30 protein-coding genes and 1 pseudogene are annotated in these 23,879 nt (G+C 65.2%); 16 read left to right on the top strand and 15 right to left on the bottom strand.

Features of this window, described 5'->3' with window-relative positions:
* Positions 1-140: 140 nt before the first annotated feature.
* Complete coding sequence (locus BM013_RS28890; RefSeq protein ID WP_093131688.1) at positions 141-1,118, bottom strand: LysR family transcriptional regulator; 978 nt, start codon at positions 1,116-1,118, stop codon at positions 141-143.
* Here BM013_RS28890 and BM013_RS28885 point away from each other — a divergent pair.
* From BM013_RS28885 to BM013_RS28875, 3 genes are read left to right on the top strand one after another with little or no spacing between them, the layout of a single operon-like run.
* The gene (locus tag BM013_RS28885; RefSeq protein ID WP_256221740.1) at positions 1,071-2,411 is read left to right on the top strand and encodes a CaiB/BaiF CoA transferase family protein; all 1,341 of its coding nucleotides are present in this window, start codon (positions 1,071-1,073) and stop codon (positions 2,409-2,411) included. The genes BM013_RS28890 and BM013_RS28885 overlap by 48 nt on opposite strands.
* Positions 2,408-3,670 (top strand): DUF1254 domain-containing protein, encoded by a 1,263-nt coding sequence (locus tag BM013_RS28880; protein WP_093131515.1) that lies wholly within the window; start codon positions 2,408-2,410, stop codon positions 3,668-3,670. Before BM013_RS28885 ends, BM013_RS28880 begins: the two co-directional genes overlap by 4 nt.
* A 30-nt stretch (positions 3,671-3,700) precedes the next feature.
* A complete protein-coding gene (locus tag BM013_RS28875) occupies positions 3,701-4,678 on the top strand; it encodes a Bug family tripartite tricarboxylate transporter substrate binding protein (RefSeq protein WP_093131513.1) in 978 nt (325 codons plus the stop codon).
* Positions 4,679-4,876: 198 nt separating this feature from the next.
* Here BM013_RS28875 and BM013_RS28870 read toward each other — a convergent pair whose 3' ends face one another.
* Together BM013_RS28870 and BM013_RS28865 are read right to left on the bottom strand one after the other, a co-directional pair.
* Positions 4,877-5,119, bottom strand: a complete 243-nt coding sequence (locus BM013_RS28870) for a nuclear transport factor 2 family protein (protein WP_093131511.1) — start codon at positions 5,117-5,119, stop codon at positions 4,877-4,879.
* A gap of 63 nt (positions 5,120-5,182) precedes the next feature.
* A complete protein-coding gene (locus BM013_RS28865; protein WP_093131509.1) occupies positions 5,183-6,154 on the bottom strand; it encodes a zinc-binding dehydrogenase in 972 nt (323 codons plus the stop codon).
* Between the two features lie 474 nt (positions 6,155-6,628).
* Between BM013_RS28865 and BM013_RS28860 the strand changes: the two genes are divergently transcribed.
* The 4 genes and pseudogenes from BM013_RS28860 to BM013_RS28845 all read left to right on the top strand — a co-directional run bounded on the left by BM013_RS28860 (position 6,629) and on the right by BM013_RS28845 (position 9,583).
* The gene (locus tag BM013_RS28860) at positions 6,629-6,946 is read left to right on the top strand and encodes an ArsR/SmtB family transcription factor (protein WP_093131507.1); all 318 of its coding nucleotides are present in this window, start codon (positions 6,629-6,631) and stop codon (positions 6,944-6,946) included.
* Positions 6,947-7,721: 775 nt separating this feature from the next.
* Positions 7,722-7,901 (top strand): annotated as a pseudogene (locus BM013_RS40775) (transposase domain-containing protein); the annotation flags it as partial.
* A gap of 99 nt (positions 7,902-8,000) precedes the next feature.
* Complete coding sequence (locus BM013_RS40770; protein ID WP_143098401.1) at positions 8,001-8,573, top strand: plasmid pRiA4b ORF-3 family protein; 573 nt, start codon at positions 8,001-8,003, stop codon at positions 8,571-8,573.
* 401 nt (positions 8,574-8,974) lie between these two features.
* The gene (locus BM013_RS28845; RefSeq protein WP_093131501.1) at positions 8,975-9,583 is read left to right on the top strand and encodes a prephenate dehydratase domain-containing protein; all 609 of its coding nucleotides are present in this window, start codon (positions 8,975-8,977) and stop codon (positions 9,581-9,583) included.
* 129 nt (positions 9,584-9,712) lie between these two features.
* On the opposite strand, the gene BM013_RS28840 is transcribed toward BM013_RS28845, so the two are convergent.
* Positions 9,713-10,006, bottom strand: coding sequence for a type II toxin-antitoxin system RelE/ParE family toxin (locus tag BM013_RS28840; protein WP_093131499.1), 294 nt, complete (start codon positions 10,004-10,006; stop codon positions 9,713-9,715).
* Between the two features lie 7 nt (positions 10,007-10,013).
* Positions 10,014-10,580 carry a ribbon-helix-helix protein, CopG family gene (locus tag BM013_RS41900; protein ID WP_256221739.1) on the bottom strand — a complete coding sequence of 189 codons (567 nt, stop codon included), beginning with the start codon at positions 10,578-10,580 and terminating at the stop codon, positions 10,014-10,016.
* Between the two features lie 104 nt (positions 10,581-10,684).
* Here BM013_RS41900 and BM013_RS41360 point away from each other — a divergent pair, with 104 nt between their 5' ends.
* Positions 10,685-10,825 (top strand): hypothetical protein, encoded by a 141-nt coding sequence (locus BM013_RS41360; protein WP_177225599.1) that lies wholly within the window; start codon positions 10,685-10,687, stop codon positions 10,823-10,825.
* 39 nt (positions 10,826-10,864) lie between these two features.
* On the opposite strand, the gene BM013_RS28830 is transcribed toward BM013_RS41360, so the two are convergent.
* Genes BM013_RS28830 through BM013_RS28820 form a run of 3 tightly spaced genes read right to left on the bottom strand, consistent with a single transcriptional unit; the run spans position 10,865 to position 13,737 of the window.
* Positions 10,865-12,670, bottom strand: coding sequence for a thiamine pyrophosphate-requiring protein (locus BM013_RS28830; RefSeq protein WP_093131497.1), 1,806 nt, complete (start codon positions 12,668-12,670; stop codon positions 10,865-10,867).
* A 14-nt stretch (positions 12,671-12,684) separates the two neighbouring features.
* Entirely contained in the window at positions 12,685-13,449 is a 765-nt protein-coding gene (locus tag BM013_RS28825) for a meso-2,3-butanediol dehydrogenase (protein WP_093131495.1), read from the bottom strand.
* Positions 13,450-13,509: 60 nt separating this feature from the next.
* On the bottom strand, positions 13,510-13,737 hold the full coding sequence (locus BM013_RS28820) for a hypothetical protein (protein WP_093131493.1): 228 nt from the start codon (positions 13,735-13,737) through the stop codon (positions 13,510-13,512).
* Between the two features lie 192 nt (positions 13,738-13,929).
* On the opposite strand from BM013_RS28820, the gene BM013_RS28815 reads away from it, so the two are divergent.
* Genes BM013_RS28815 through BM013_RS28805 form a run of 5 tightly spaced genes read left to right on the top strand, consistent with a single transcriptional unit; the run spans position 13,930 to position 16,001 of the window.
* Positions 13,930-14,439: an FAD binding domain-containing protein gene (locus tag BM013_RS28815; RefSeq protein ID WP_256221738.1), complete on the top strand. Its 510-nt coding sequence runs from the start codon at positions 13,930-13,932 to the stop codon at positions 14,437-14,439.
* A 13-nt stretch (positions 14,440-14,452) separates the two neighbouring features.
* Positions 14,453-14,689, top strand: coding sequence for a hypothetical protein (locus tag BM013_RS41650; protein ID WP_218152780.1), 237 nt, complete (start codon positions 14,453-14,455; stop codon positions 14,687-14,689).
* Positions 14,690-14,735: 46 nt separating this feature from the next.
* The gene (locus BM013_RS28810) at positions 14,736-15,566 is read left to right on the top strand and encodes a xanthine dehydrogenase family protein molybdopterin-binding subunit (RefSeq protein ID WP_256221737.1); all 831 of its coding nucleotides are present in this window, start codon (positions 14,736-14,738) and stop codon (positions 15,564-15,566) included.
* On the top strand, positions 15,566-15,814 hold the full coding sequence (locus tag BM013_RS41895; protein WP_256220292.1) for a hypothetical protein: 249 nt from the start codon (positions 15,566-15,568) through the stop codon (positions 15,812-15,814). Before BM013_RS28810 ends, BM013_RS41895 begins: the two co-directional genes overlap by 1 nt.
* A complete protein-coding gene (locus BM013_RS28805) occupies positions 15,726-16,001 on the top strand; it encodes a cyclophilin-like fold protein (RefSeq protein WP_371281087.1) in 276 nt (91 codons plus the stop codon). The genes BM013_RS41895 and BM013_RS28805 overlap by 89 nt, the downstream gene beginning before the upstream one ends.
* Before the next feature lie 412 nt (positions 16,002-16,413).
* Here the strand turns inward: BM013_RS28805 and BM013_RS28800 are convergent, their stop codons facing one another.
* From BM013_RS28800 to BM013_RS28790, 3 genes are read right to left on the bottom strand one after another with little or no spacing between them, the layout of a single operon-like run.
* Positions 16,414-17,115, bottom strand: coding sequence for a nitroreductase (locus BM013_RS28800; protein WP_093131489.1), 702 nt, complete (start codon positions 17,113-17,115; stop codon positions 16,414-16,416).
* Positions 17,112-17,681, bottom strand: coding sequence for a 4-hydroxylaminobenzoate lyase (locus tag BM013_RS28795; protein WP_093131487.1), 570 nt, complete (start codon positions 17,679-17,681; stop codon positions 17,112-17,114). Before BM013_RS28795 ends, BM013_RS28800 begins: the two co-directional genes overlap by 4 nt.
* Before the next feature lie 2 nt (positions 17,682-17,683).
* Complete coding sequence (locus tag BM013_RS28790) at positions 17,684-18,673, bottom strand: tripartite tricarboxylate transporter substrate-binding protein (RefSeq protein WP_256220282.1); 990 nt, start codon at positions 18,671-18,673, stop codon at positions 17,684-17,686.
* A gap of 120 nt (positions 18,674-18,793) precedes the next feature.
* Between BM013_RS28790 and BM013_RS28785 the strand changes: the two genes are divergently transcribed.
* Positions 18,794-19,762 (top strand): LysR family transcriptional regulator, encoded by a 969-nt coding sequence (locus BM013_RS28785; protein WP_093131485.1) that lies wholly within the window; start codon positions 18,794-18,796, stop codon positions 19,760-19,762.
* Here the strand turns inward: BM013_RS28785 and BM013_RS28780 are convergent.
* The 4 genes from BM013_RS28780 to BM013_RS28765 form a co-directional block, all read right to left on the bottom strand.
* Positions 19,759-20,469 carry an HD domain-containing protein gene (locus BM013_RS28780; protein WP_093131483.1) on the bottom strand — a complete coding sequence of 237 codons (711 nt, stop codon included), beginning with the start codon at positions 20,467-20,469 and terminating at the stop codon, positions 19,759-19,761. The two genes, BM013_RS28785 and BM013_RS28780, sit on opposite strands and share 4 nt — an antisense overlap.
* Before the next feature lie 61 nt (positions 20,470-20,530).
* Positions 20,531-20,986, bottom strand: coding sequence for a carboxymuconolactone decarboxylase family protein (locus BM013_RS28775; RefSeq protein ID WP_093131481.1), 456 nt, complete (start codon positions 20,984-20,986; stop codon positions 20,531-20,533).
* Positions 20,987-21,007: 21 nt separating this feature from the next.
* A complete protein-coding gene (locus tag BM013_RS28770; protein ID WP_093131479.1) occupies positions 21,008-21,430 on the bottom strand; it encodes a cupin domain-containing protein in 423 nt (140 codons plus the stop codon).
* Positions 21,431-21,472: 42 nt separating this feature from the next.
* Complete coding sequence (locus BM013_RS28765; RefSeq protein ID WP_093131477.1) at positions 21,473-22,216, bottom strand: nitroreductase; 744 nt, start codon at positions 22,214-22,216, stop codon at positions 21,473-21,475.
* 922 nt (positions 22,217-23,138) lie between these two features.
* Between BM013_RS28765 and BM013_RS28760 the strand changes: the two genes are divergently transcribed.
* Together BM013_RS28760 and BM013_RS28755 are read left to right on the top strand one after the other, a co-directional pair.
* The gene (locus tag BM013_RS28760) at positions 23,139-23,441 is read left to right on the top strand and encodes a YlcI/YnfO family protein (protein WP_093131682.1); all 303 of its coding nucleotides are present in this window, start codon (positions 23,139-23,141) and stop codon (positions 23,439-23,441) included.
* Positions 23,438-23,749: a type II toxin-antitoxin system RelE/ParE family toxin gene (locus tag BM013_RS28755; RefSeq protein ID WP_093131475.1), complete on the top strand. Its 312-nt coding sequence runs from the start codon at positions 23,438-23,440 to the stop codon at positions 23,747-23,749. Before BM013_RS28760 ends, BM013_RS28755 begins: the two co-directional genes overlap by 4 nt.
* Positions 23,750-23,879 lie beyond the last annotated feature (130 nt).

Raw genomic sequence — 23,879 nt, 5'->3', positions numbered from 1 at the left:
TCGTCGTGAAGTATGGTTTCTGCCTCGCGGCGCCCAGGGTCTGGCCACAGTAAAGGGTTCCATAGTTCATGTGCCTTCGCTGCTGACGCCGTTGACCTTGAGCAAAGCCGAGGCGTGGTGCAGGTGCTCAATGCGCCGAGTCAGCTCGGTTCCTGATGCCTCGAGCCCGCTTTCCTCAGCGGACTGCTCACGCGGCGTATCGCATCGGCGAACGCCGACAGGATGGCCGGTCTTTCCGTCTCGTCTCGCCGGAAGAACAGGCCGAATGACGGAAGGCCCATTTTGGGAAGGACCTGCAGCCGCAGCACGCCGCCGCGGGCCACCTCGTCCGCAGCGTGTTCGAGACGCACCGCGCACAGCAGCGAAGGATCCTTGCGCAGCACGGTGCCGATCGTCACAGACGAAAGCGCCTCGATGACGGGCAGGGGTGGCGTCGCTCCCTTGTTGAGGAAGGCCGTCATGAATGCCTGGCGAACCAACGTCTCCTTCGGCGGCAACACCCAGGGGGCGGCTTGCAGGTCGGTCCATCGCAACCTGCGGCCGGCGAGGCCGTCGTTCTTCATCGACGCCAGCACGCAAAGCTCGTCCTCGAGCAGCACGACCGGCTCGAGCAGGGGGATCAGGTCGCTGGCGATGAGTTCGGGCGTGATGGCGCCAAAGACGCAGTCGAGCTCACCCTCGAGCAGTCGATGGATGAGTTCATGGACGCGGCCCTCGCGCAGGTGGACGGCTGCGCCCGGCATGCGTCGCCGCAGTTCGACGATCGCGGCCGGAACGGCTGCGGTCACCGAGGGCGCACCCACGCGCAGCACGGCGGTGATGCCGCTTTGCAGGGCCTCGACGTCCGCGGTCGCGCGGGTCAGCTCGTTCATCACCGCGCGCGCCCTGAAGGCCGCGCTCGATCCCAGCGCGTTCGCGTGGATGCCTTGGTGACTGCGCTCGAACAGGCGAGCGCCAAAGCATGCCTCGATCTCGCCGAGCATCTTGCTGATCGCAGGCTGGCTCAAATGCAGCCGTGTCGCTGCGGCGCGCATGGTGGGGGCTTCCGAAAGCGCCACGAGAAGTTCCAGATGGCGCAGGCGCAGCGTGCGGATCAGGCGGTCGGTCTTGGTGTCCATGTCGGGTCCGATGGCATAACTGATGGTGATCACTCCCTCACGATTATCGAATTTTCAAGAATCGGCTATGCCGATAACGTTGCCCCGATGAAAGAAACAAACGAGACATCCGAGCCCGCCACACCCTTGAAGAACGTGCGTGTGATCGACATGGGGCAGTACATCGCGGGACCCGGCGCGGCCATGGTGCTGGCCGAATTGGGCGCGCAGGTGATCAAGATCGAGCCGCTGGCGGGAGATCAGGCCCGGCACATCGGGCGCTATGGCGAGTCGATGATTCGTGCATACAGCCGTGGCAAGCAGTCGATTGCGCTTGACCTCAAGAACGAGACCGGACGTGACATTGCATGGCGCCTGATCGGCGGCTGTGACGTGGTGATCCAGAACCTGCGCCCTGGCGCCGTGGAGGCCCTGGGGTTCGGCCCCCAGGCGGTGCGCGAGCGGTTTCCCAAGGTCATCTACCTGTCGATCTCGGGCTTCGGCGACCAAGGGCCGTCGAGTGCACGCCCCGGCTACGACATCGCGGCGCAGGCGGAGAGCGGGCTGATGTCCGTCACGGGCGAGCCTGACCGCCTGCCGCAGAAGGTGGGGGTGCCGATCATCGATGCTGCCGCCGCGCACCTCGGTGCGCAGGCGGTGCTTGCCGCGCTCTATGGCCGCACGCAAACCGGTGTGGGCGAGACGCTGCGCACCTCGCTGCTCGAAGTGGCACTCCACCTGCAGGCCACTACCGTGTGCGACTACCTGGGCGGGGCGCCGGAGCCGACGCGCATCGGAGACGGTCAACCCCACAACGCGCCAGCTGCGGAGGTGGTGCCCACGCGGGATGGCCACATCGTGTTGTCGGCGTACGCGGACGCGCATTGGGCGCGCTTTTGCCGCGTGATGGGTCGCGATTTGCTTGCGACCGATCCGCGGTTCCGAACCAATGCCCTTCGGGTGGAGCATCGCGCCGAGCTGCGCGCGGTGCTGCGTGAATGCCTCTCATCACGCACGAGCGAGGAATGCGTGACGCTGCTGAGCGCCAACCAGATCGTGGTCGGCTTCGTTCGCAGCTACCGGCAGGTGTTGCAGAGCGCGGACGTGCAGGCGAGCGGACTGTTGATCGATGCGCCCGGCGCCGATGGCGGCAGCTACCCCTCCCTGGGACTGCCTTATCGGCTGGGCGATGCGCCGCGCGCCAATCCGTCAGCTGCGCCTGCCTGTGGGGCCGACACCGACAGCGTGCTTGCACAGCTTGGCCTCGGCGCCGACGAGATTGCCGGACTTCGCCGCACCGGAGCCGTGGCATGACGGCCACCTCCGTCCCCGGCAGCCTCGACGGCGTGGTGATCCAGACGCTGCCGTTGTTCGAGATGATGCGCATGCGCGCGGGCACCACCGCGCGTCGGCACCCGGTTCTTGGTTTCGCAGCTGCGGATCCTGCCTCGACCCTGCGCTGGGTCAATCAGTTCACCCACACTCACCGTCGGCTTGGACCGCAGGACAGGGAAGTGGTCAGTCCGAACAACGACACGGTCTACAGCAACGCCTGGCTGGACCTGTCCGAGGGGCCCATCGTCATCGAGACACCCGACATGGGCGAGCGTTACTGGACGCTCGGGTTGCTCGACGCCTGGACGAACCCCTTCGCCTATGTCGGGCGACGCACGACCGGAAACAAGCCCCAGCGCACCTTGGTCCATGGCCCCCGTTGGAGTGGCGCGATCCCGTGCGGCATCACGCAGACCGTCGCTGCCCCGGGAGACGACGTGTGGCTGATCGGCCGCCACCTCGTCGAGGACGACAGCGAGGATGCCGCCCGCGTGCGCGACGCGCAGCGCGCGATGCAGATCGTGCGTGCCGACGGCACGGATGCCGCCATGCGTGTGGACACGGGGTTCGACGGACGTGATACCGGCGTCCCGGCGCCCGGCACGTACCTGAAGGTGGTCAGCGCTGCGCTGACACGCAATCCGACGCCCCGCGGAGAAAACCTGGTCTGGCCTCCAGCGAAGCCGGCGGCCCTCGCGTCCTCGTTGTCTGCCGTTTTTGAGCGACTGCGCGCTGGAAACCAGCCCCACGACGTTGGCGGCGGGTGGGCGATACCGGTGTTGGTGAAGACCCACTGGGGCGACGACCACGTCACGCGCGCGCGCATCGCGCGCAATTTCATCGGGGCGCTGGGCGTGGAGGAGGCGATGTACCCCACGGCCGAGGTTGACGCCGTTGGTGCGCCGCTGGACGGATCGCGTCGTTACGAGTTGCGATTCGCACCGGGCAAGGGCCTGAAGGTAGGTGCCTTCTGGTCGCTCACGATGTACCGTCGCAGCGACTGCCTGTTCGTCGCGAATCCGATCGACCGTTATTCGATCGGTGACCGCACGCCCGGCCTGCGCCACGATCCGGATGGCGGCCTTGCCATCCGTTTGCAGGCCGACGACCCGGGCCGCGGGGCCAACTGGCTGCCGGCGCCCGCCGGCGAGCGGTTCTATGTCGTGCTGCGCCTTTACCAGCCGCACGCCGACCACCTGGAATTGCGGTTCGACTACCCGCCCATCCAGCCGATCTGACCATCTAAGAAGCAACGGAGACAAACACCCATGACAACGACCCGCCGACAACTTCTCACCGCGGCCGCAACTGGCCTGGCCATGCCGTGGTGCGCGCCGAGCCGAGCCCAAGCATGGCCGACACGGCCGATCCGCATGGTTTCACCCTATGGCGCCGGTGGGTCGAACGACATCCTGACGCGCGTGCTCGGCGACTTCCTCGGGCGTCGGCTGGGGCAGGGCATCGTGGTGGAAAACAAAGCCGGCGCGGGCACGCGCATCGCCAACGACTTCGTCGCGAAGGCGCCGGCGGACGGCTACACATTGCTGCACGCGGCCGCCCCGATCGCCATCGGGGAAGCGCTCTACAAGGACCTGCTCTACGACGTGCACAAGAGCTTCGCCTCGATCGCCAGCACTGCCATCGCGCCGCTGTTCCTGGTGGTCAATGCCGATGCGCCCTACAAAACGCTCGCCGAGTTCGTCGGGTTCGCGAAGGCCAGCCCCAAGGGCGCGAGCTTCGGTTCGCCCGGCGCCGGCTCCGCACCGCACCTGACGGCCGAATTGCTCCTGCGCGCTGCCGGCGCGAAAGGGGTCGTCGTGCAATACCGCGGTGACGCACCAGCCTACACCGATCTGCTTGCCGGGCGGATCGACGCGACGTTGACGGCCATCTCCACGGCGGTTCCCCACATCCAGGCTGGCCGGCTGCGTGTACTGGGTGTCGCCACTGAGGAGCGCACGCCGCTCTACCCCGAAGCGCGAACGTTGCGCGAGCAGGGCATGTCCTCCGTTGTCGGCTATGGCTGGTACGGCATGCTCGCGCCGGCCGCAACGCCGGCCAGTGTCGTGGCGCGGCTCAATGCCGAGATCAACGCTGCGGTGGTCGACCCGGAGGTCCGACGCAAGGCCGAGGCGGCGGGCCTCCAACTGCGCGGAAGCACCAGTGCCGAATTCAGTGCGTTCATTGCGAGCGAGACGGGCAAATGGGCGCGGATCATCAAGTCGGCCAACATCACGGCCGAGTGATCGACCCCGATGCAACCCGCAGGGAAGGCGCGCCGGTCACCGACGGCGGCGGTGAACGAGCGCTTTCACACGACGCAGGGCCTGCACCTGACCTCTCCGGCGTCCATGGAGATGGAGAGGCTCGGCGTCTGCCGGGTGATGAAGCCATTCCTCACCACGAAGGTGCCGGTTCCAAACTTGACGCTGGAAGCCGCAGCTTCACATGCCCATTCCACATACGCCAAGTCTTTGGTGAATCACCGTGACATCGGAGCGCCACCGTGCGTGGGGAAGATCACTGATCAAGGTGGCATAGCGATGGGCGATCTCCTGCCGGCCACGGTACCGCGCGTGATTGACGACCACCACGGCGTCCTTCGCATAGCAGGTCGAGACCTTGTCGGGGTTCTGCTCGCCCAGCGCAGCCTCGTGGCTCGCGAGAACTTCTTCGGTGGTCGGCATCCATTGGCTCCTTGCCCATCGTCTGAAGGTCGGATGCGCGCGATGCGCAGGCGCATGCGTCGATCAAGCAACGGAGATCACCACTTTCCCGTGAAAAGGCTTGCCGTTGACTTCACCGCGCTCCAAGGCAGTGTGTGCGTCGGGGATCTGCTCGAGTGAGAATCTTGCCCCGATGATGGGCCGGATGCGGCCGCTTTCCAGCAGCGTCTTGAGCGCAAGCAATTTGCCCCGATTCTGGCGGGTGAAGACAAAATGGTATTCGGCGTTCACGCCCCACGCCGCGGCCAGGTTCTGGGGCGTGGTCAGGTCGACGATCGACACGACGCGGCCCCCGTCGCTGAGCACATGCGGCGACTGGCTCAAAGTCGTCCCCCCGATCGTGTCGAGCACCACGTTCACGCCCTTCTTCTCCGTCAGGACGGCGATCTCCTCGACATAGTCCTGACTCGTGAAATCGATGGCATGGTCTGCACCCAATTGGCGAACGAACGCGATATCGCGGCCCCTGCACGTCGTGTACACCGTTGCCCCCATCGCCTTGGCGAGTTGAATCGCGACGGAGCCAACACCTCCGGCTCCGCCGTGGACCAGGACGGACTCGGCCGGCTGTAGCCGGGCCCGCGTGACAAGGGCCTCCCAGGCTGTTCCTCCCACAAGGGTTGTGGCGGCTGCTTCTTCGTGCGTCAGGTTGGCAGGCTTGCGGGTCACCAGCGTCTGCGGCACGACGTTGTACTGGGCGTAGGAGCCTCCTTTCGGACCGAAGATCTGTGGGGTGTAGAACACCTCGTCTCCCACCGCGAAGTCGGACGCGCCAGGGCCGATTTTTTCCACGATGCCGGAGACGTCGTGGCCGATGATGGCGGGCAGGGGAACATGGCCCGAATAGTCGCCGCGGCGGATTTGGCAGTCCAGTGGGTTGATGGCGGTGGCGAGAACACACACCAACATTTCGCCTGCACCGGCTTCAGGAACTGCGACTTCCTGGAGCTCGAAGCTCTCAGGGCCACCAAACTTCTTCAGAACGATCGCTTTCATTTCAGTATCTCCATAGGGGACAGGAACTTGTCGGGCAACGCCTGGACGGCGCTGGCCACGTGCCAGTAGGTGCCTCAGCGCTGCCCAAATCGACATGACAAGCGGGCGATCATATCGACAAATCGCGAAATGACGATTCTTTGCTTCAGCCCTCACGAAATTCAGGGGCTGCGTGTGGGAATGACCATGCCGCGGGCCGTGCTGGTTTTTCGTGCCGGCCCACTTTGGACATCCTTCGGGAACCCTTTGTGACCGAAATTTCCGCACTGTCTGATGTGTTCGGAAGCTCTGCAGTGCGCTGGCGCGCAGTTCGGCCGAAGGGGACAGGGACGTCCCCGTGTCCCCGTTGCGCAAGGGGCTGCGGCCAGTCGAGCTCGGATCCGCGTGACCTTTTGCCCTTCGGGAACCTGCTAGAGTGACTCTGGCTTTCGACCTGACAGAAGCGGCCCGTGAGCCGCGAACCGATGCTGATTGATGAACGAAGAACAGGTCCCCCTCATCCAAATCCTTGACGTCCTGGCGAACGCGCAGCGCATGGAAATTCTTCGAAAACTCAAATCGCCTCGGGACAGTTTTCCTGCGCAGGACGAGGGTGATCCGGTATTGGATGGTGTCTGCGTGTCATCGATACAGGCTGGCCAGGGCCTGGCGCTTTCGACGACCTCCAAGTACCTTGCGGACCTCGCCCGCATCGGCCTGGTCACTGTCAAACGAAGCGGTAAGTGGTCTTACTACAAGCGCAACGAGAAGGCCATCGGCGCGGTAGTTGCTCGGCTGCAGGCGGAACTTTGAATCCGCCCGATCCAAAGAAGACGTAGAAATTCCCAGCACGAGTTCGCGTTCCTCGCTGAGGATGGTGCACGCCACGCCACGCCACGCCACGCCACGCCATGCCATGCCACGCCACGCCACGCCATGCCATGCCATGCCATGCCATGCCATGAGCGTTTCGGACCTCCGGCGGGAATGACTGCTTACAAGAGGGCCCCGATGGGGCGGCAATTCATCTCGTCGCTGAATGTCAGCTTGGGAGAGTTCGACGTTCGAGCTTTGGGCCCCCTCGCGGCGGTGGGCGACCGGTGTCTGATCGCTATGGGCGGGAATGCGAGCCCACCCGGCGGGTGAACCTCCGAGCTGTGGCCATTTCCGCTTGGCCTGGATGAGTCACGCGCATTGGCATTCCGCGTCGGCTTTTTCTTGTCGGGGCGAGGACGGGATTGCGCCATGCCCCCATGAGGCCGCGACCCGGGCGCCATTCGGGTTGACACCTTGCCGGTGTTCCAGCCGTCGCGTGGCGCTTGGTCGCCGCGCGCGGCGCGTAACGTGGCGATCGACACGTCACCGAGTACCTCGGCCCAGTCTCGCATGGCCGCGAGGCCCACGCACGGCGCGAAAGTCGTGGGTGTTCAGTTCCGCGGTCAGGCCAGGCGGGACACGCTCAGCGCTGCTGACGCAAATCCCGTGGCGTCGATGACGTCTGGGTCACGCCGCATGCGCGTCGGTCAGGGCAATCACAGGATTGCGGGCCTCTGTTCTCGGCAACGTGCGCGCGCAAGGCGGAGCGGAAAAGCGGGGTTTGCATCTCGGCTCCGATGCTGGCGGCAACAGTGCGTCAGTGCTGTACACGTTAATCGGCCCGGCCAAGCTCAACGGTGTAGATCCACAGGCGTATCTGCGCTATGTGCTGGAGCGCATCGCCGACCACCCGATCAATCGGATCGACGAATTGTTGCCCTGGGTTGTGGCACACAGCTGCAAACGGCGTGGCACCCGCCAGTGGCCAAAGCCTGAAGGCTTGCGAGAACCGCGGGCATCCACCGCATTGTGCTGGCGCTACAGTGCCGTCATGAGCACGACTTCCACTCAGAAAGACCTTCACGCTTGGCAGCTATACGTTGAACTTGAGGACGTGCGTCCGAAGGTGTGGCGACGCTTGCTGGTGCCACTGACGATCGAACTGCCACGCCTGCACGTGATGCTGCTGTGCGGCATGGGATGGGACGGAGGACATGTGCACGAGTTGGTCTTCGGCCGCGACCACTACGGAGCAACGGAGCCAGGACGGGAGTTCCCCGATGACCTGATGCCCGAGGAGGACGTGACGTTGACCGAGGCGCTCGGCATGCGCAAAACCTTCGAGTATCTCTACGACTTCGGCGACAGCTGGTGGCACAAGATCAAGGTCGAGCAGATCGTCAAGCTGGACTCACCGATTGCGTATGCACAGTGCATCGGCGGCGAGAACGCATGCCCGCCAGAAGACGTGGGCGGGTCACTGGGCTACGAGGAGTTCCTCAAAGCGCTGGTCGATCCTCAACATCCCGAGCACATCGAGATGAAGGAATGGATCGGACGTCCCTTCGATCCTCGCGGCTTCGACATCGACGAGGTCAATGCGCGACTGAACGCCCGCGAGTGAAGGCGTCAATAACGGCCACCGTCGGACTATGACGGCGACTGCGACTTCCCGTGCAGTCAATCGTTGTGCTCTTGAGAAGTTCTTTCTTGATGACGGTATTCTTGCTGCAGTCGATCAAGAAGTGACCGAAGCCGAAGCACAGACGGCACACCTACTGACGGGCTCGTTGCACAGGCGGCAGCACGGCCCCAGCTACAAACCGCTCTGCGGGGCTTTACGCGCTTCGCGTCCTTGTCCCGAGGGACGGGCTCTCTCCTTCTACCGAGTTCCCCTGCTGCCGGCCGAACCTGTTCATGGCTTCGGTTCACGGCCGACAGGGCAAGCACCTCGCTGGCCGAGGGGTGGGCCGTGGGGTCCTCCAGTGCTTCGACGGTGGGTTTGACGACACGTCGCCCCGCTGAGTGCGCCGGACCTGGCCGCTTCAACCGCGCGGGCAGCGCATACACCCGAAGGCACTGGGCAACAGCCTGCTGGCCAAGCCCGGCACCCGCAAGGAGGACATCCGCACGGTGCTCGCGCACCCCGTGGCGCTGGAGGAGGTCAAGCCCTGGCTTGATCTGGAGATGCCGGACGTCGAACGCCAGCCGGCGGCCAGCGGCGGCGCCGCGGCGAAGTCGGTGGCGGAAGGGGCCGCGTCGGGCATCGCCGCCATGGGGCCGCCCGGCGCGGCCCGCCTCTACGGCATCACGTCGATTGTCAGCGGCATCGAGGAGGGGCCCCACAACACGACGCGCTGGTGGGTGCTGGGGCATGCGATCCCGGCACCCAGCGGCCATGACAAGACGACGCTGCTGCTGACCGTCGACGAAGAAGGCTTTCAGCGATCGCTGCAGGCGCTCGCGCAATCGGCCCGGGTCTTGGCAGTCTACGAACGCCCGGGCAAGCGATCGCCGGATGGGCACCGCTATGTCATCGACGTCGTGGGCCATGCCTCGCAGCCGGAAATCGCCAGGCTGCTGGCGGACCGTGCAGAGTTCCGGCTTCTCGGCTCCTACCCTCGAAGATATTGAGTATCACGTGGAGGGACGCGCGCCGTGTGTGGGATTGCTTGACTCGGTCCTGTGCCGCCTGGGTCGGGGCGAGAGCGGAGGGTGAGCGGCGTTCGAAGCGCGAGGTCGAAGGCGCGGGCGGGCGGCCCTTCAGTGCTTGAACCCGGACTCGCGCTGGGCTCGCAGTGCCAGGATGAAGACGGTCTCGATCCCGGCCAGGTAACGGTAAAGCGCCACATAGCCGCGGTTGCCCTTGCCGATGACCAGCTCGCGCTTTCCACCTGCGACGGGGCGGCCGATCAGCGGACTGCGCGAAAGGATCTGAATGGCCTCGAGAATCTCCCCGACCCGGTTCGCCGCATCGGCGACTTGGTGCTGTTCCAGATGGTCGATGAAGGGGGCGGCGTCATCCAGAACCGCTGGCGCCAGCTCGATCCGGACCATGGGTCGGTCAGAGCCCCGGCCTGCGCGCCAGAGGCCGGCGAGGTTTCTGGCCGGCCGTGCGTGCCTTCAAGTAGCCCGCAGCGTCCTCCCAGGCGACCGATTCGCCGGTGCGCTGCAACGCGGCCCATCGCTTGTCTGCGATCCGATGCAGTTCCTCGTCTAATTCGCTGCGCTCGACCATGTCGGACAGCGCGTCCAGGATGAACGCATGCGAAGACCTGCCCGACCTCGCAGCCGCAGCCGCGATGCGGGCCTTGAGCTCATCTTCAAGGCGGATGGTCGTTGTCGACATGTTGATGGACCTCATGACGTTGGCGGTGGCGCACCCTGTAGCACACTTGTAGCACATCGGGTCTTCGACTGTCATTCCGTTCCGTTCCGTGCCGGCGGTGACTGGCTGGATCTTTCGGGGCGCTGCAACCGCAGCCGGGGTGTTAGCGCCAGTGCAATCGAGATCAGCAGGGGGCGCGGATAAAAACTTGGAGCCTTTCTGCGGAATATCGGTTGGCGCCCGCATGCGAATGCGTGCATTGTTGGATTCACTTGTTGGTCGCGCCAGCTGATCGATCCTCATGGCGCGCCTGGATGAGTGTGGAGGTATTGCGCAGGTGTGCCGTGGATGGACACACGTTTATCCACGACGGTCGGTCAGGAGCGTGGACCTGCGCGATCTATCTGTTGAAAACTGAAGACAGTCATTTCGTTGCGCTGGGGCGACATTTCCCTCCTCAATCGTCACCGATGCAAGCTTGTGGTGTGCCGACCCACATCTCCGCCAAGGTCGGCATCGACATCCTCAAGCGCCGCTGCATCGCCTGAATAGAACAGGCAGCCCTTTCTGCCTGAGCCCGCTCCGGATCAGGAGGTCGTTTTCAACCGGCCGGCCGTAAAGCTGGCCCAGTATTCCCGTATCACAGCCTTCAGCGTGCGCATGCCTTCGGGGTCGCCCTGCCACAACGCCGCGAAGTAGGCCTTGGCTTGCGCCAGCGAAACGTCGGGCGGCAATGGCGGAACCGCGGCATCGGTCACCATTTCGAGCAGCACGGGCCTGTCGGCCGCAAAGGCCGCGTCCCATGCGCCGCCAATGGCTTCGGGCATATCCACGCGGATGCCTTCAAGCCCCAGCATCTGCGCGAAGCGCGCGTAAGGAAAGTCTGGCAACTCCTGCGACGCCTCGAACTTCGGATCGCCGCCGAGCACGCGCTGCTCCCAGCTCACGAGGTTCAGGTCGCGGTTGTTCAGCACCATCACCACGAGCCGCGGATCGACCCAGTCGCGCCACAGCCGCGCGATGGTGATGAGGCCGTTGATGCCATTCATCTGCATTGCGCCATCGCCCAACAGCGCGACCACGGGCCGCTCGGGATGGACGTGCTTCGCCGCGATCGCATACGGTATCGCCGGCCCCATGGTCGCGAGCCCGCCTGACAAGCTGGCCTTCATGCCGCGGCGCAGCTTCACGTCGCGTGCATACCAGTTGGCGGCCGATCCGCTGTCGCAGGTGATCACCGAGTAGTCGGGCAGGCGCGGCGAGAGGTCCCAGAACACTCGCTGCGGGTTGATCGGCGATGCCGGCACATGGGCTCGCGCCTCGAGCACGCGCCACCAGCGCGCGACTTCACTTTCGATCGATAGGCGCCAGGACGCGTCGCCCTTGGGCTCCAGCAGCGGGAGAAGCGCCGCCAATGTGGCAGCGCTGTCGCCCATCAGGCCCAGCTCCACCGGATAGCGCAAGCCCAAAGCGCGCGCGTCGGTATCGATCTGCACGCAGCGCGCCTGACCTTCCTCGGGCAGGAACTCGGCATACGGAAACGACGAGCCCACGATCAGCAGCGTGTCGCACTCTTCCATCATCCACGAACTGGGCCGCGTGCCGAGTACGCCGATGGCGCCCGTCACGAATGAAAGATCGTCGGGCACTGCGGCCTTGCCGAGCAACGCCTTGGCGACGCCCGCACCCAGGCGCTCGGCCACGGCTATGACCTCGTCACCCGCATGGAGCGCGCCCGCGCCGGCAAGGATCGCGACCTTGCGCCCCGTGTTCAGGATGTCCGCCGCGTACTGCAGAGCATCAGGGGGCGGCACCACCGACTGCACCGTGGTGCCAATGCCGCTGTGCACCGTGCCGTGCTCGCGCGGTGGCACCGGTACGGCGGGAAGCTCCTGCACGTCGTTCGGAAAGATCACGCAGGTCACGGTGCGGCGGTCGCGCGCGATGCGCATCGCGCGGTCGATCAGGTGTCGCACCTGCTCGGCGCTGGTGACCATCTGCACGAACTCGTGGGCCACGTCCTTGAAGAGCGAGACGAGGTCCACCTCCTGCTGGTAGTCGCCACCCAGCGCGCTGCGCTTCTGCTGGCCGACCAGGGCCACCACCGGCTGGTGGTCGAGCTTGGCGTCGTAGAGACCGTTCAGAAGGTGGATGGCGCCTGGCCCCGAGGTCGCGAGGCACACACCCACCTCGCCCGAGAACTTGGCATGTGCGCAGGCCATGAACGCCGCCAGCTCCTCGTGGCGGGCCTGCACGAATTCGATGGCACCATCGGCACGGTCAAGTGCGCCCACGATGCCGTTGATGCCATCGCCCGGATAGCCGTAGATGCGGCGCACACCCCATTGGTGCATGCGTTCGACGACGAAGTCACCGACTGTGTTTGCAGCCATGGCGGTGCCGCTCCTCAGCCCATGTCGGGCTGGCCATTGGACGCCATCAGCCCGCCGTCCACCGGCATCGCGATCCCCGAGACGAAGCTCGCGTCGTCGCTCGCCAGGAAGGCGACCACGGCGGCGATTTCCGAGGGATCTGCGCCGCGCCCGAGCGGAATGCGTTCTGCGAACTTCGCCATCAGCGCGCTGTCACTCTTCATGTCCTCGGTCATGGGCGTGAAGGTGAGGCTGGGGCACACCGCGTTCACGCGCACGCCGTCCTTGCCGTGGTCCAGCGCGAGCGCCTTGGTGAAGTTGACGATGGCGCCCTTCGACGCGTTGTAGAAGCCCATTCCCCAGTCGCCGCCCAGGCCGGAGACCGACGCGGTGTTCACGATGCAGCCCTTGCTCCGGATCAGGTGCGGCATGGCCGCGCGGCAGCCGTGGAACACACCGCCGACGTTGACCGCCATGATCCGGCCCCAGTCTTCCAGCGGCGGCTGTGTGACCGTGCCTTCGACCGCGATGCCGGCATTGTTGAAGAGCACGTGCAGCGCGGCGAAGTGCTCGATGGTCGCGTCCACCAGCGCCTGCACTTGGCTGAAGCTGGACACGTCGGCCACCTTCACCAGCGTGCGTTCTTGCGGCAGCTCGCGAGCGACGCGCTCCAGCTTGGCGAGCGTATTGCCTGCGAGCACCACGCTCGCGCCTTCCTGCGAAAAGCGGCGTGCGGTGGCTTCGCCGATGCCGCTGCCCGCGCCGGTCACGATGACGACGCGATCCTTGAAACGTCGCATATAGATCCTCTCGATGATGGGTCGGGTTAATGAAGAGGAAGCCGGCCCATTTACGCTTGCCTACTTCGTCGCAGGAGCCGCGGTGGGCGCCGTCCGCGCACCGCCCTGCACCTGCGCGGCCGGGGGCGAGGCCTCATGGGAGGGCCCCTCGCCGCGCTTGTCCACGGCATAGAAATAGAACAGAGCGCCGAGCATCACGACAATGGCCACCGTCGCAGTGAATACGAAGACGCCCCGGTTGTCGCGCCTGTCGTCCCTGGCTTGCTGTCTTCTCGATAGTTCGCTCATGGCATTTTTTCCTTTCCTGCGATGGCGCGAATGAATGGAATGCGGGGCGAATGAAGAACATCCACCGAAAGGGAAACGCTAGGACTTCGTACCGGGCGGCGTGTCGGACATCGGCTGACGCGGCTGTCGCGAAAAGGCGCCTTGGGGGGATGAGTGTGTCTGCAACACTCCAATCGGGCTCGCCAGACCCGCTTGACGGGTGTCTGGCGCAGCAAATCGATGTTCAGGCTGTTCGATTTGATAGCCGCGATGGTTCGCCATCACCCTGTTCACTCAGCCGCGATCGCAGATCGACCGAAGCGCCTTGTGGACGTCACCCGCCTGCCGCTGCGGGAGATCCAGCGCACACGTTCAGGACTGTCTATCGGTGCACTGGCGACCAACACCAAAACGGCCAACCACCCGCTGGTGCGCGAGAACTATCCGCCCTTCGCGATGGTCTCCGTGGCAGCCGCTCTGGACATGGATGGCAGCGAGATCCGTCAGGCGCGTGTGGTGCTGGGCGTCGTCGCGCACAAGCCTTGGCGCAGTGCCGAGGCCGAGGCCATCCTGGTGGGCCAGCGTGCAGACGAAGCGACCTTCAAGCGCGCTGCCGAAGCCGCGCTGCGCGATGCGCGCCCGCTGGCGCATAACGCGCACAAAGTGGAACTGGCTCGCCGTTCTGTGGTGCGAGCGCTGATGCGCGCTTCGCGCCTGGCGTGAAAAAGGAAATCGCATGGCACGCTATCTAGGCAAAGAAACGACCCGCGTCGACGGGCTCGCCAAGGTCACCGGCAAGGCGAAGTACACCGCCGAGTTCCAGATCCCGAATGTCAGCTACGGCTTCATCGTGCTGAGCACGGTGGCCAAGGGCCGCATCACGGCCATCGACACGCGCGAAGCCGAGCAGGCGGGCGGCGTGATCCACGTCTTCACGCACCTGAACGCCGGCAAACTGGGGGCCGGCACCTGAGGCCGGCGCGGCGCCCGCATGGACCTGGCCGCTGCAATCGGACCGGGTGTTCTTCAACGGCCAACCGATTGCGCTGGTCGTTGCGGAGAGCTACGAACAGGCACGGCACGCGGCGCGACGGATGAAAGCGACCTACCGGACGGAGCCGCACAACTCCGACTTCGCCATCGTGCTGGACCGTGCGCAGCCGGACCCTGCGACAGCGAAGAGCACGGCCCGAGGTAACCCTGTCGCCGCGATGCAGACCGCGGCGGTCAAGGTCGAGGCGCAGTACCACATTCCGATCGCGAGGGCGGCGGACGTCGAGATGCTTGATGGTCTGTTGCGCCTCAAAAGCAATCCGTCGCGTTCTATCGTCATTACCGACGTCATGCGCCGCAACGGAACGAACGAGATCACCGAGACGTACGACTCGACACCCTCGCCCGAGCGCGCAAAGTACGCCTCGCTGGCGCACGGCGCCCAGTTCGTCGAGGTGAAGGTCGATCCGGACCTGGGCACGGTGAAGGTCACCCGCGTGATCGAGGTCACGGCCTGCGGCAAGATCCTGAATCCGCTTGCCTCCCACAGCCAGGAGATCGGCGGTGTGGTCTGGGGCATCGGCATGGCGCTGGAAGAGGCCACCGAGATCGATCACCGTTACGGCCGCATCATGAACGCCAACCTGCAGCACTACCATGTGCCGGTGAATGCAGACATTCATTCCATCGAAACCATCTTCGTCGAGGAAGACGACACCATCGTCAATCCGCTCGGCGTGAAGGGCATGGGCGAGCTGGGCATGGTGGGGATTCCGGCAGCCATCGCCGACGCGATCTTTCATGCCACCGGCAAGCGCGTGCGCGATCTGCCGATCACTCCGGAGAAGTTGATGTGATGGCCGTCGACAGACAGAGACGCCGTCCCCAAAAAGCCATTGAGTCAATTCAAGAAGGACAGGTCAACCAGATGAACCTCAGGATGAGCATCGACGGCGTCGTCATCGCAACTGCAACGCTTGACGTCTCACGCAGCGCCGAAGATTTCGCCACCCTTCTTGCCGCTGACGTTGCGTCTGAAAGACTACGAAGCAACAGAAAAGATTGCCGACCTGCCGAGGCAACTGACAACAGCGGGCGTGCCTGACTCTTACACGCCTTCTGCGGGGGACATCTGTTTTTACGCTCCGTGGGGCAACCTTGCGTTCTTCTACAAGGCCGGCGCTCCCTCGCAAGGCCTTGTGCGCCTTGGACGTTTCGCGTCTGGGCTCGATCAGCTTGTGCGGGACAGTACAGGCAATGTGGCAGTGAAGGTGGAACTGTCCCGCCCGTAAGCCATCGCCGTGAATGTCTTGGGGCCGCTAAGAATCAAAAGCTGCGGCGTTCGAAGGCTGCTTCAGACTGGCTGCTAACCTTGAGTTTTCAGATCTGAATGACCGTCGCTTACGAAACCCGAAATTCACGCTCGCCAAGCGCGTCGGTCCGCTGTACCCTCTTCATCGGTCAATCAGCGAAAGCTCACCGCTAGATCACGCGAACGGCTGCTCGCGCAGCTGGTGAACTATCGCTCTGCGCCCGTTGCGGTCGGTCACCGCCGCGACCCTGAGTGCACGCCGGCGGACAATTGCAAGGGTCCGGGCGTTGGCAATATCAATCCGCGGAGCGCCACAGGCACCATGCCAAGCACCAGTCTCCGATGTGGGTATGCCCGACGAACGCTGCGCTCGGCCGCCGTTCTGGGCGCGCTCATGGATCCGCGAAGCGCTGGAAGCTGACGAACTCATGCACGGCCCGACGCGGCGTGGCCACCTGATTCACAGGCACATCGCGATCGGGGTAGCCCAGCGACATGCCGCACACCGTCAGCTCGTGCTCCATGAAGGCCAGGTGCTGTGCGATGACCGGATGGAACCGCGCGAACGACACCTGCGGACAGGTGCCCAGGCCGCGCGCTGCGGCGGCGATCATCACGTTCTGGACAAATAGGCCCAGGTCGAGCCAGCTGTGGGGCGCCAGGCGCCTGTCGATGGTGAAGATCAGGCCGACCGGCGCGCCGAAGAACACAAAGTTTTTTTCGGTCTGCCGGATGCGGCTGAGCATGTCGGCGACGTCCACGCCGAGCGTCTGGTAGTAGATCGCACCGAAATCGCGCTGCCGCTGGGCGTATTCGTCGGGCAATGGGTCGGGGAAGTGCGGGGATGGCGGAAGCGTGTTCTCGCGGCATGCGCTCACCAACGCGGCGCCCAGTACTGCCAGGTGCGCACCGGCGACGGCGTGCACCTGCCATGGCTGGGTATTGGAGTTGCTGGGCGCGCTCGATGCCACGTCCAAGATCTCTTCCAGCAGGGAACGCGGAACGGGGTCCGGCTTGTAGGCGCGCAGGCTGCGTCGCCCCCGTAGTACACCGTCGACCACGCGCGTGGTGTGCGCGACGTCGCCCTGCGTCATGGCCGCTCCTCGGCCTGCGCTTCGACCGGTGGCGCGTGGTATGCAATGCGCCCGGCAGGCAGGTAGAACAGGGCAATGACCGCGCCGCCGCGGGCTTCCGGGTAGTGGTGGCTGCCCGGGCCGGGCGCCGTCCAGCCCGCTTCGCACCAGCCGTTGGGCCCTGCCAGCGCTGCGCCGGCGTTGAGGGGGACCACCATGTTCAGCTCGCCATAGGGATGCGCGTGGTACTGCCCGCGAAACGTGTTGCCCGGGTTGCCCTGCGTGTTGGCCGTGCTGTCCATGTACACGGCCGTGATGCTGAACCAGTGCGTGCGCTCCGACGGATCCACGAGGCGGCTGCGCCGGTAGTGCGGTCCGGTGATCTCGACGTGGGCGGCCCAGCCGTCCCGCACGCCGGCCTTCACCAGGCGCGCGAGCTGCTCGTACACCTCGCTGCCTGGGCCATGGGTCTGGTTCAGCCAGCGCTCGACGTCTGTGCCCGCGGTCATGTCCTTCACTTCGCCGAGAAAGGCGATGCTGCGCGCTATCAGTTCTTCCCGGTCTTGGTTGCTGTCATGCTTGCTCATGGTCACTCCTCTGATGTGAAGCCGGAGGCCCGCACGACCGGACCCCATTTGTCGCGTTCGGTCCGGATGTGGTTTTCGTAGGCCTTGGGCGTGAGCGTGAACAGCTCCATCCCGACCTCCTCGAAGCCCGCCACCAGGGCCGGGTCCTTGCTGGCCGTGAGCACGTCGTCGTACAGCCTCTTCACCACGGCTTCGGGTGTGCCGGGGGGAGCGAAGACACCGTAGGATTCGACGCCGGTGATCGCGGGGTAGCCCTGCTCGGCGAAGGTCGGAACGCCAGGCATGGCGCGCGAGCGCTTGTCGCCGCTCACGGCCAGGATGCGCAGTTTGCCGCTCTGCAGGTACGGCAGGAAGTCGGCGACAAAGCCCAGGTACGCGGGGATCTGACCACCGAGCAGGTCGTTCATGGCTGGCGACGAACCTCGGTAGCCCACGTGCTGCAATTTGAGCGCCGCCGCCTCGGACAACTGGAAACCCAGAAAGTGCGCCATGGAGCCCGCCGCCGGCGACGCGAACATAGCGCGGCTGGGAGCCTGTTGCACCCACCGCACGTAGTCGGCGAGGGTCTTGACGGTCGCGGGGACGGCGTTGCTGACGGCCAGGGCACAGGTCGCCGAGACGACCGGTGTGATGGGCACGAAATCGGCTGCCGCGTCGTACGCAAGCTTCGTGTAGACGTGCGGGTAGATGCTGAGCGCCGAGGTGTGCGTGCACAGCAGGGTGTTGCCGTCCGCGCGCTCGCGCTTGAGCTGTGCGTTGGCCAGGCGGCCCGCGCCGCCAGGCCGGTTGTCGACGATGGTGGTAATGCCTTGCTTGCGCCATGCCTCGGCCACGCGGCGCGCGGTCTGGTCCAGCGTGCCTCCTGCGGGGTAACCCACGACGATCCGTCGCGGGGGCGCCGGGGCTTGCGCCCAGCCCATGGGCTGCAGTGCCGAGGTCGCCAGCGTGGTGAGACCGAGGGCACCGAAGCGCCGGCGTGAGAGTGGGTTCATGGGGGGCTCCGCGAGGTTGCAAGGGGTTGTGGGCTCCATGATCGTCATCCGTCGCCATGAACGGAATCGCCCGTTTTGCAAGAGCACAATGCACGCCGTGCAATATCGGAGACGCGCACCATGAGCATCGGACGCATCGACCTGAACCTCATCAAGGTGTTCGACGCGGTCTATGAAGACCGCAACCTGCTGCGTGCGGGAAAGCGCCTGAACCTGAGCCAGTCGGCAGTCAGCCACGCGCTCACGCGCTTGCGCGAGGTGGTGGGCGACGAGCTGTTCGTCCGCACGTCCAAGGGCATGGTGCCCACGGCACGGTCAGCGGCGATGGCCGACGGGCTGCGCGACTCGTTGCGCCGGATCGAGGCCACGCTGGGGGTGGAGCCCTTCGACCCGGGCAAGTCCACATGCCGCTTCGCGGTGGCCGCCAACGACCACCTGACGGCGGTGATGGTGGCGGAGCTGAGCCGGCTCATGGCGGTGGAGGCCCCCGGCATCGACCTCGTGGTCCGGCCGTCCACGCGCCTCGATCTCGCCGAGCAGATCGACGTCGGCAAGATCGACATCGCCGTGGGCATCTTCGCGCAGGTGCCGTCGCGCCTGAGCGCGCGGACCTTGATGACGCAGGGCGAGATGATCGTCATGCGCAAGGGGCACCCGGCTTCTCGCCGCAAGCTGGCACTGCGCGACCTGGCGCGTTATCGCTTGGTGACGGTGTCTGTGGGCGGCCAGGAGGAGGGTGCCGTCGGCGGCTTCATCCTGGAGCGTGGCCTGGCGCGGCAGGCCGAGATGTTCGACCGCCATGCGCTCGAAGAGGCGTTGTCGGCCGAGGGCCTGGCGCCGCGGTATCGCACGACCGTCCCGCATTCCCTGGCGATTCCAGCCTTGCTACGCGGCTCCGACATGTTGTCCATCATGCCGTCGTCGCTGGCGCGCAGTCTGGCAGGTGCGGGCGAGTTACTGGTGCGCGAGCCGCCCTATCCAACCGCGCTGTCCACGTTCCGCGCGGTCTGGCACAGCCGCAATGACCACGACCCCGCGCAGGTGTGGCTGCAGGAAAGCATCGCGCGGGTGGCGCAACAGGTGGCTTAGCCGTTTGCCGGGGGGTGTGGATGGTCGTGGCGCGGGCAGCCGCCTGCCGCCTGGCAGCCCGTTCTGCGGGTCCAGTCCGAAGCCAGGATGATGCTGCACATGTCCATGCGCTGGAAGGCGGGGTCCTTGAAAGCTAGGACATCGTCGTTGAAGGTGCCGAAGGTGCTGAGCGGGCGGTGTTGCATGCCTTCGTAGAAGGCGTCGATGATGCCCTGCGCGAAGTCTGCTTCCCGCGGAGAGGCGGCGACCACGGCCGCGCGCTGCGCCTCGGAAAACTGGTCGTAGCCGCGGCCCGCCACGTCCATGCCTGCCCCGGCCTGGACCAGTGCGATCTCCGGGCGCATGAACTGCGGTATGCCCGGCGTGGTGTGCAACGCAACGGCGTTCCAGACGGTCTCGATGTCTGCATCGCGCACGCCGTGGCTCCGCAGGAATTCCCGTGCGGCATTCGCACCGTCCACTTCGAAACGCAACTGGCTGTCGCGGTAACGTGCGGTGAGGCCGATGTCGTGGAACATCGACGCCGCGTAGAGCAGCTCCGGATCGAAGCTCAAGCCTGTGCGGGCGCCGGTCAGGTAGCCCCAGCAATACACGCGCACGGAGTGGTGGAAGAGCAGATCGCTCTCGGTGTCGCGGATGAACTGGGTCATCTCCCGCGCGAGCTTGCTGTCGGGTATGTACACCCCAGGGATGGCTGAGTGCGTCATGGCGTGGTCCTTGTGCTGGTGGATGTCGCTTGTGCGTGCGCGCCGCTGCAGTGGCCCCGTATCACAGGGCGGCCAGGGCCTGGGGCGTGTTGCGGAACGCGATTGCCATCCGGTTGTAGGTGTTCATCAGACCGATGGCGATCGTCAGGTCCACGAGTTCGGGCTCGCTGAGCACGGAGCGGGCGGCGGCGAAATCGCTGTCGGGCACGCCGGTCTCTGCCACGCGGGTCACCGATTCAGCCCAGGCCAGAGCAGCGCGCTCATGCGCGTCGAAGAGCGCGCCAGCCTCGCGCCATGCTTGCAGCAGGGCAATCTTTTCGATGGGCTGGCCCTTCTTCAGCAGATCGCGCGTGTGCATGTCCAGGCAGTAGGCGCAGTTGTTGATTTGGGAAACGCGCAGGTACACCAGGTCGACGAGAACAGGCGACAGGCCGCTCTTCGAGATGTACCCATACACGCCGCCCAGCGCCTTGACGCCAGCCGGGGCGACCGTGTTGTAGTCGATGCGGTTGCTCACGGTTGTGATCCTCTTGATCGGTTATTGAATGGGGGTGGTGAGTGCCGTGTCGGCGCTGTCCACGACGAACACCGCCAGCAGCTTTGCGGGCCGGGTCTTGCTGGCATTCCTGCTGACGGTGTGCCGTGCGCCGGGAGGCTCATAGAAACTGTCTCCAGCACGCAGGATCTGCCTGGGGCCTTCATTCACCTGCGACTCGATGGCGCCCGAGACCACGTAGCCATAGATGAACGCGGACTTCGCGTGCACATGGGAGGGCGAACCGGCGCCGGGCGCGTAGTCGACGACCACGGCAACCAGCGACTTTCCGGGAATGTTCGCAATCTGCTGCTGTAACGCGGGCGTGACTCTTTCGCCCGCGCCGTGTGCGTTCGCGGCAGGGGTCGTCAACAAGCCGGTCGCTCCGGCGGTGAGCGTGATGGCGAGCAGCCAGGAAGCGTGCATGGAGCTTCTCCTTGAAAAAATGATGGGTGGCGTTGCAGGGGTTCAGCCGGCGAACCCGAGGATCTGTGCGAAATCCTGCAAGCGAACCCGGGGCATGGCAGCCCGGTTCACCGGGGCCTGCGTGTCCCCGTATCCCATGGACATGCCGAACGCGGTGATCTCTTCCTGCGGCATCTGCAGATACGACGCAATCGGCTCGTGGAACTGCGCGAAGGCCACCTGGGGGCAGGTGTCGATGCCGCGTGCCTTGGCCGCGAGCATCACGGTCTGCGCGAACAGGCCGAGGTCGATCCAGCTATGTGGCTTCAACCGGCGGTCGATGCTGAAGATGAGGCCGACCGGGGCGCCGAAGAAGGCGTAGTTGCGCTCGGTCTGGCGCGTGCGCGCAGCGGTGTCGGAGCGTTCGATGCCGAGCGATGCGTAGTAGCGGGCACCGAAGTCCTGCAGCCGGTTGCGAAACATGTGGGGCAAGGGGTCAGGGAAATGCGCCGGTGCTGGCGCAACGCCAGCGCGTGACGCGGTGACCAGCGCATGCGTCAAGCCGTCCTTCACCTCGCCACTGACCACGTACACGCGCCAGGGCTGGATGTTGGCGCCACTGGGGGCGCAGGCTGCCTCGGTCAGGATCTCCTCCACGGCTTCCCGAGGAAGAGGGCTGGCTTTGAATGCGCGCGTGGCCCGGCGCGAACGCACGACGCAAGAAACGCATGCTGCGGTGGTTTCTGGCGACCATGGCGCAGCGATGGCGCTCGGAACGTCGCGGTGTTGGGCGAGGGTTTCAGTCATCGTGTTCTCTTCGTGATCGCTTGGAGAAATGCGATCTTCGAGGAGATCCGACTTGAATGGAATTGATGTGTTTGCAGTTGCATATTGCACGCAATGCACTGCGCAGACCGGCATCTGGGGGGCACCGAACTGCGGATCCACACCGGCCTCAGCGCCCGCGGGGGCGACTCCAAGCCGAGAGCCTGTCGGTGGTCTCCACGCTACGGGAGTGACTGCGCACCCGTGAGGGGCGCGAGGTGTTCCCGGGCGGTGCCGGCTGGGGAGTGCCGTTGCGTCGGTTGCTTCGCGATGTGGGCGCCCCTCCGCGCAAGTTCGTGATGGACACACCCATCCGTCGCTTGATCACGATAAATAGCCAGCTCTCTCCTCCCGCGCGCGCTTCTTCTTCTTGCTGGAGGAGGTGCGTTGGGCCACGCCGACATGGGGCCCGCTCCGGGCGGGATCCGGGTTCACACCTTGCCGGTGTTCCAGACATCCCGTGCTGCTTGGCCGATGTGCGGCGGGTGTGAGGTGGCGACAGGGCGTCCGCCGAGTACCTCTGCCCAGTCCCGCATGGCCGCGATGCTGACGTAGGGTGTGAAGTCGTCGGCGTTCAGTCTCGCGCGGTGTGCGGCTTCCTGACCCATGTAGGCCGGACTCAAGCTTCCCGTGGCGATGCACAAAACCTGCCTTGAAGGCCCTGAGCAAGGTCTCGTTCTCTTCCTCCGACAGATCCACCGTTGCCTTGTCGCCCGCGCGGTATCCCCGCTGGAACATGTTTGGGTCTGGGGCGGTGTTCATTTCTTTCTTTCGTGGGCGGGGCGCGATGGGCCAGGCGCCGGACGCAACGCTCTCACCGAGCGGCATTCCGCCAAGCTGGCGTGGCCGCCAGGTGGAGGTCGGCTTCCGACTTGATGTATAGCATTTGCTATACATTGGGGCCATGAAGACGACCCAACTCCCCCCGGTCCGGGTGACGGCCGCCGTTCGAGAACAGATCGAGGGCGTGCTGCTCGACGGGGAAACGCTGTCGCATTTCGTTGAGCAGGCTTCAATCGATGCGGCGCGTCGTCGCAAGGCGCAGCAAGAATTCGTGGCGCGTGGACGCGCATCGCTTGCCCGCGCGCTTGAGACGGGCGAGTCCTATGCGGCAGACCAGGTCCTCGAGGCGATGAAGTCCCGGTTTGACATCGTGCGCAAGGCGGTCGAGGCGGAGCGCGGCGGCGTCTTCACACGGCGCCCGTGACATACGTCGTGCGGTTGACGCGCGAAGCGGTGGAAGATCTGCAGCGTCTTGAAGCCTTTCTTCTTGACGCCGCGCTCACGCATGGAGACTGGGAGTTGCCGGACCGCGCGCTCCTGGCCATCCGAAGGGAGTTCCGGATCTTGGAGACCAATCCCTTCACTTGTCGAATTGCCTTCGACGACCGGCTGGAGCGGGAACTGGTCATTCCATTTGGCGCGTCAGGCCACGTCGCTTTGTTTCATGTCGTCAGCGAAAGGGAGATCGTGGTGTCTGCTATTCGGCATCAGCGAGAGGACGACTACCACTGAAAGTGAGCTAGGCGTCTATCAAGCAGGGTAGACGCGCCCCGCAAAAACGTAACATGGGCTGCGAGCAACCAGACTGCAATTGGCCATGAGCGCGGACTTGGGTAACGTATTACTCATGACCACTTCGAGT

The organism is Variovorax sp. OK605, assembly GCF_900115445.1.
GTDB lineage: Bacteria > Pseudomonadota > Gammaproteobacteria > Burkholderiales > Burkholderiaceae_C > Variovorax.
The sequence above is the reverse complement of the archived record's forward strand: the minus strand, read 5'-3'. Positions and strand labels throughout refer to the sequence as shown.